The following is a 6,835-nucleotide window of genomic DNA, read 5'->3' as shown; positions in this document are numbered from 1 at the left end:
GGCCGATCACTGCCCAAGTCTCGTCAGATATCTCTCTGCGTGCCACAAGGACAGACTCGCCGACGACCGACGCTCCACCCTTTAGCAACACGCCCTAGATCAGCGTGAACTCAGCGATCAGAGGCAGCGTCACGACGCTGAGACCGGTGGTCGCCACCAGGATCGCCGCGGCGAGCCGACCGTCCCCGTCGTATTGCTCGGAGAAGATGAACACCGTGGTGGACGACGGCATGGCCGCCATGAGGATCAGCGTCATGGCCCACACCGGTCCGAGGTGGTCCAGGAACGGCAGCACCGCCAGCCATGTCAGCAGGGGCAGGGCCAGGATCTTCACCACGGTGCCCAGCAGGATGGAGCGCTTCGGCACCCCGCCGCTGCGGATGCCCTCCACCGCCGGATGCATCGCCAGCCCCACGGCGAACAGGGCCAGCGGCACCGCCGTCTGCCCCACCATGTCCACGCTCTCGGTGACCACGCCGGGGAGCCCCAACGGAGTGAGCACCAGCAGCAGCGCCGCCGCCATGGACAGCGCCACCGGGTTGATCAGCACGGCCCGCTTCACGATCGGCCACAGCCGGCGCCGCCACACGGACGGGAAGTCCCGGGACGCACCGCCGGCCCCAGCGTCCGCCGCCGTGCCGACGACGGTGCGCACCACCGGATAGCCGGTCATGTAGACCATGTTGTGCACCAGGTGGATGATGCCGGCGGCCAGTGCGGCCTCCGGACCCACGGCGCTCAAGGTGATCGGAATTCCGAAGTAGCCCACATTGCCGAAGGTCGCCGCCAGGGACGTCGGGGCCGCCCCCTCGCGGGCCCGCGGCCCCAGCAACAGCGCAACCCCGTAGGTCGCGGCAGACAGCGCCAGCGTCACCACGGCGGCGCTGATCACCGCTCCGACCGGGAACCCGTGCCCCAGCGGGGCGTCCACCACGGCAGAGAAGACGAACGCCGGCAGACCGAAGTAGAACACGAAGGCGTTCAGGGCGCCCTGGGCCTGCCGGAAGCGGGCGGCGAATCCGGCCAGGAAGCCGACGACGAGCACGACGAACATCGGGGCGATCGTCATCAGCATGGAGAGCACCCTCAGATCCTAGGTCATCAGGACCTCGACGACGGCCATGCCCGCACCTCAGCTCGGCGGCTGGGTCAGAACATCGTGCCGACCGGCCTGATGAGCTCCGGGGAGTCATGGCGGACGTCGCCGACCGCCCGATCCACCTCGTGGATCCTCCAGCCGCGGGCCACCTGGACCGCATCAGTGCGCAGCGCCCCGACGGCAATCTCCATCTCCTGCTTCGACCGCTCGCCGGGGGTGATCCACTCGGCGGCGGACTGCGGGGACATCGCCAGCGGGAGGCGGTCATGGAGTCCCGCCAGCTCGGTGAGCACCGCCTCACCCTGGGCCGCCCCCTCGTCGTCAGCGGCGACCGCCGCGCCGTCGTCCTCTACGGAGCCCGTCGCGCCGTCATCGCCTCCCTCCGCCGGCTGCGGCGATGGGCCGGTGAGGATCGTCACCGAGAGCACCCAAGCGTCCTGTCCCTCGGCCTCCCGCTGCGGGTCCTTCCACCATTCGTAGAGGCCGGCGAAGAGAATCAGCGGCGCCTGCGCGTCCTGGATGAAGAAGGGCGTGCGCACCGGCTTCGAGGCGCCCTCATCCTGGGTCACCTGCCATTCGTAGTACCCCTGGACAGGCACCGCGCAGCGTCTCCTGCGCACCGCAGAGCGAAAGCTGGGTTTGGATACCACCGTCTCCGAGCGGGCGTTGAAGGTCTTCGAGCTGAACGCCGCGCTCTCGGCCCAGCGGGGCAGCAGCCCCCATCGGGCGGCGTGGACCTCACGGCGCCGACCTTCGCCCTCCTCGTAGCGCTCCACCAGGATCGGCACCGTCGAGGTCGGGGCGACGTTCCAGGACAGCCGCCACGGCTGCGCGTCGTCGCCGGGAAGCTCCCGACCCAGCGACACCTCGTCCATGCCGCAGCTCTCCAGCGCGTCGACGAGCTCTCCGGCCCGCAACGCCATCACATACCGTCCACACATAGGTCCCCCTCAGCGTCGGCCTGTCGGCAGGAGCCTACGCGTTCCACCGCAGCGACAGAACCCCACCGGAGCTGCGCGCCCGAGGTCACCAGCGCACGCGCAGCGCCGTCCGGAGACCCAGCCCGGGCAGGGCGACGACGTCGGGACGATCGGCGAGCACCCCGGCCAACGGGTCATAGGCCGTGCCGGGAGAGGCGGGTGTGCTGGTTGTGTCAGAGCGCACCACGTCGAGCTCGGGATGCAGGATCTCGCGGACCACCTGCACCATCAGGTAGATGACCGCGGCCATATGCAGCACGATCCCTAACCCATAGACGGCCTCGATGAGGTGATGTCCCGCGCCGATCTCCCCACCCGAAGTGATCTTCGCGCTCATCAGCCAGACGGCGGCCCAATGGAAGACCTCGGCGGCCTGCCAGACCACGAACCCCCGCACCCGCGGCCGGGCCAGCACCACCAGCGGGATCAGCCACATCACGAACTGCGGGGAGTAGACCTTGCCCAGCAGGATGAAGCTCGCCACGATGAGGAAGCACAGCTGCGCCATCCGAGGGCGCGTCGGCGCCGCCCAGGCCAGGTAGGCCACTCCGAGACAGCACAGCAGAAACAATCCGTTGGACAGCAGCGAGAACCCCTGGCCGTCGAGTCCGAGCCAGCCGAAGGCCAGCCACATCGAGGAGAAGCTGACCTCCCGCTCGGAGGAGAACCGGTAGAACGTGGCCCACTGGTCGAAGGAGGTCACCATGAACGGGAGGTTCACCGCCGCCCAGGTCACCACGGCCGCCACCAGGGTGGCCGCCGCCGAGCGCAGCCGGCCCGCCCGCAGGCACAGCACCAGGACGGCGCCGAAGAAGAACAGCGGATACAGCTTCATGGCCGCTCCCAGCCCGATCAGCACCCCCGCCCAGACGGGGCGGCCGCGGCCCCACAGCAGCAGCGCCAGCGCCCCCAAGAACACCGCCCACATGTCCCAGTTGACCGACAGCGTGAGGATGATCCCCGGCGCCAGGGCCACCAGCAGAGCATCGGACCGGCGGCGCCCCGCGGAGAACGCGGTGGCCAGCACAGTGCCCAGCCAGCAGAGCACCACCAGGGCATGGTTGAGGTCGTAGAAGGCCAGCACCCGTTCGTGGCCCTCACCGGCGCCCGGCACGAGCATCGAGACCAGCCCGGCCACCACACCGATGAGCACCGGATACTCCATCACCTGCTCGGCCGGCACCTCGTCCACGAACGGGAAACGTCCGTCGGCCAGACCTCGTTCGGTGAAGAGCAGGGAGAAGTCCGAATAGCACATGTGCACGTGCTGCCCCGGGTCGATCCACCCGTTGACCCGACACCACTGCACCGCCAGCACCGAGAGCACCGCACCCAGGACGGTCGCACCGAGCAGCAGCCACAGGATCCGGGAGGAGCGTGGCGTGGAACGGGTCTCGGCAGCAGGGGTCACCGTAGTCCTTCGTGTCGGTCGGGTGTCTGGGGGTCGGCGGACCCCTGCACAGCATCGGCCGCGGGGGCCATGGCCGCAGATCGGCTCAATTCTTGCAGGCCCACCCACCCGGCGACGGCATTCCAGGCCTGTGAGGGTCGCCGCATGTCGAACAGCTCGGCGGTGTTCGGGTCGAAGATCAGCAGGTACACCAGATACACCACCGCGACGCCGGCGGCGATCCCCTGGACCACCGCGGTGTCGATCCATTGGGCCACCGAGAGCTGCCCGACCAGAGAGAGCAGCACCATCACGGTCAGCAGCAGGCTCACCAGCACCAGGGACCGTCCGCGATGGACGTGCACCACGGCGAACAGCGGCAGGATCCACAGCACGTACCACGGCTGGATGACAGTGGAGCTGAGCACCACCACGGTCAGCCCGACGCCGGCCCACAGCACCGGATTGCCCACCCGCGGCCGCAGCAGCATCCACGCCAGCAGCGCCGCGGAGATCAGCCGCGCCCCGGCGAAGATCCACGTCGCCGTCTGGTCCGCGTCCTGGCCCCAGACGACGGCGGCCGCCAGACCGAGCCCGGTGCCGAGCAGCCCCACCGGCGCCACCGGAGCGATCGCTGACCCGGCGCCCAGGGCGGCGGTGATCCAGCCCAGCCCCACGCCGAGCATGAGCCCCGCTCCGACGAGCAGCCCGGCGGCGAGGGCGCCTGCGAACACCCATTCGCGGATCCTGGCACTGTACTGGCCGGTGATCCGAGTGGGGCCACGCAGACTCAGCAGGACCGCGAAGGGCAGCACCGTCATGGCGATAGGCTTCACGGCCACCGCCGCGGTGAGCAGCAGCACGGCATAGAGGCGCCGGCGGCGCAGCGCGCAGCACATGCCCAGCAGCATCAGCCCGATCATCAGCGCATCGTTGTGCGCTGCCGGCAGGAACACCAACAGGCTCAGCGGGTTCAGCACGCACAGCCACAGCGCCCAGGCAGGCTGCGAACCGAAGGCGCGGGCCAGCCGCGGGATCGCGACCAGCATCAGCCCGATGCCCAGCACGCTGAGCAGGCGGAACAGCGCCACCGAGATCTCCGGGACGCCGCCGGAGAGGAACCAGATGAGCTGGGCCAGCAGCAGGAAGAGCGGCCCATAGGGTGAGGGCGACTGGGCCCACAGGCCGTCGGCTCCCTCCATGAACCAGCCTGGCAGCTCGGAGACCCCCGACTCGTACGGGTTCAGACCGGCGTGCAGGACCCGACCCTGGGCCAGGTAGGAGTAGACGTCCCGGGAGAAGATGGGCACGGTGAACAGCAGCGGCGCCCCCCAGAGCAGCACCGCGCGGCGGATGGTCGGCGTCGCGCCGTCATGCCAGCCGCCCACGCGCTGGGACAGACGCAGCCAGGACCGTACCAGCAGCATGGCCCCCAGACTCAGCAGCACCGCACAGATGATGACACCGGCGGTGGTGGTGCGCAGCGGCAGCAGCACAGGATGGACCGCCAGGACCGATGACGGTGTCATGGCCAGCCAGCCCACGCCCCAGGAGCCCACCATGATCATCAGCGAGGCGAGCAGCCCCTGACGCAGCGTGTGCGAGGCGGCGGCCTCCTCGCCGCCGATCAGCCAGGCTGTGCCGGGGAACTCGCCGAGCACCTCACGGGCGCGCCAGGCGGCCCGCGAGATCAGGGTGTCACGCACGATCCGCCCTCCGGCCGGTCCCCCACCGTGGACGCTGGAGTCTCAGCGGCGGCAGGTTCCAGCCTTCGTAGACCACCCAGCGCGTCCCCCGGTCGAGGATCCCCATCCACAGCATGCACGCCCAGGACACGGCCAGGGACAGGGCCACCATCTGCTGGTCCATCTCCAGGAACTGCCAGATGGACAGCTGGTCCGAGGCACCGAACGCCAGGAAGAACGCGACCGTGAACACGACCCATTTGAACTGCCAGTCCTTGCGGATGCCGGTGACCGCGAACAGCGGAAGCAGCCAGAGAAGGTACCAGGGCTGGATGATGGGCGAGAGCACCACCAGCGCGGTGAAGGCCCAGGTCATCCGCTGGACGACGTGTCGCGGGTCGCCTCGGAACATGAGGAGAAGCACGATCACCACGGACAGCAGCCGCCCGATGAGCTTCAAGGTGTCCAGCGTCCAGTAGGTGGGGATGCCCAACGATCCCAGCACGGTGGAGAGCATCCCGTCAGCGATCCCCAGCGGCGACCAGAAGACGCTGCCTGTTCCGGTGCCGGCCATCACGGCGAGCCAGCCGAAGCCGTATCCCTGGACGACGCCCACGGCGAGCAGCACTATGGCCGCGATGCCGGCGGTCCAGGCCCAGTACAGGAATCGCCGTCCCCACCCGGCGGCGGGCCCGGCCCAGAGCAGCCCGATGAACGGCAGCAGCACCATGGAGATGGGCTTCATGCCGATGGAGACGACCACCAGCACCGTGGCCAGCACCCCCTGTCCACGCGCGGCGGCGTAGACCCCGGCCAGTGCGAATCCGACCATGAGCGCGTCGTTGTGGGCCGAGGAGACGAAGCTGATGATCAGCAGCGGGTTGGCCACGGTGATCCACTGGGCGCGGGCCCCGTCGACCCCGTGCAGCGCCGCCAGCTTCGGCACGTAGACCATGATCAGCACGACGCCGGCCACACAGGCCAGCCGGAACAGCAGGATCGCGAGGTCCGGACTCTCGCCGGCCACCCGCATGACCGCCGCCTCGATCCAGAGGAACAGGGGGCCGTACGGCGTCTCGGACTCGGCCCAGAGGATGTCTGTGCCCAGGTGGAACCAGTTGTCCAGGGAGGAGACCCCGGTCGTATAGGGATCCTCGCCTGCCAGGACCAGGCGCCCTTGGCCCAGATACGCGAAGACGTCCCGGGAGAAGATCGGCAAGGTGATGATCTGCGGCAGCGTCCACAGCAGGACCGCCAGGTTGACGGTGCGCAGGCTGGAGGGTCCGAAGTCTCCCAGTGCCCGTCCCAGGCGCAGCCAGGCGCGGAACATCACCCAGCATCCCAGGGTCAGGGCAAGGGTGCAGACGATGACCCCGGCGGGCTCGGTGCGCAGCGGAATGATCCAGGGATGACGGGCGATCGGCGAGATGCTGACCAGCCAGCCGACGCCGAGGGAGCCGGCGAGGACCAGCAGCGAGCCGAGGAACCCTTCGATGAGCGGTCCGCGAGGGCCTGCCGGGCGGTGGCCGGTGCGTCCCATCGCCGCGAGACGGCGTCCGACGCGGACTGCGGTGTCGCCGAGGGCTCCACCAGGTCTGCGCTGGGCAGAGGCAGAGTCGTCGGCGCCGGCCACGTCGGTCATCCTCACGAAGATATCACCGCCGCTGCGGCCGCTGAGGCG

Annotated in this window: 5 protein-coding genes; all 5 read right to left on the bottom strand. The window is 69.5% G+C overall.

What is annotated here, in order from left to right:
* Positions 1–94 precede the first annotated feature (94 nt).
* Entirely contained in the window at positions 95–1,075 is a 981-nt protein-coding gene (locus ABD658_RS04375; protein WP_344685666.1) for an AEC family transporter, read from the bottom strand.
* A 74-nt stretch (positions 1,076–1,149) separates the two neighbouring features.
* Positions 1,150–2,040, bottom strand: a complete 891-nt coding sequence (locus tag ABD658_RS04370; RefSeq protein WP_344685638.1) for an SOS response-associated peptidase — start codon at positions 2,038–2,040, stop codon at positions 1,150–1,152.
* A gap of 85 nt (positions 2,041–2,125) precedes the next feature.
* Complete coding sequence (locus ABD658_RS04365) at positions 2,126–3,490, bottom strand: glycosyltransferase family 87 protein (protein ID WP_344685635.1); 1,365 nt, start codon at positions 3,488–3,490, stop codon at positions 2,126–2,128.
* Positions 3,487–5,175, bottom strand: coding sequence for a polyprenol phosphomannose-dependent alpha 1,6 mannosyltransferase MptB (mptB, locus tag ABD658_RS04360; RefSeq protein ID WP_344685633.1), 1,689 nt, complete (start codon positions 5,173–5,175; stop codon positions 3,487–3,489). Before mptB (ABD658_RS04360) ends, ABD658_RS04365 begins: the two co-directional genes overlap by 4 nt.
* Entirely contained in the window at positions 5,168–6,796 is a 1,629-nt protein-coding gene (gene mptB, locus ABD658_RS04355; protein WP_344685631.1) for a polyprenol phosphomannose-dependent alpha 1,6 mannosyltransferase MptB, read from the bottom strand. Before mptB (ABD658_RS04355) ends, mptB (ABD658_RS04360) begins: the two co-directional genes overlap by 8 nt.
* Between the last annotated feature and the right edge of the window lie 39 nt (positions 6,797–6,835).

The sequence above is a fragment of the Nesterenkonia aethiopica genome (assembly GCF_039534665.1).
Taxonomy (GTDB): Bacteria; Actinomycetota; Actinomycetes; order Actinomycetales; family Micrococcaceae; genus Nesterenkonia; species Nesterenkonia aethiopica.
Note: the sequence above shows the minus strand (reverse complement) of the source record. Positions and strands in the feature narration are given on the sequence as shown.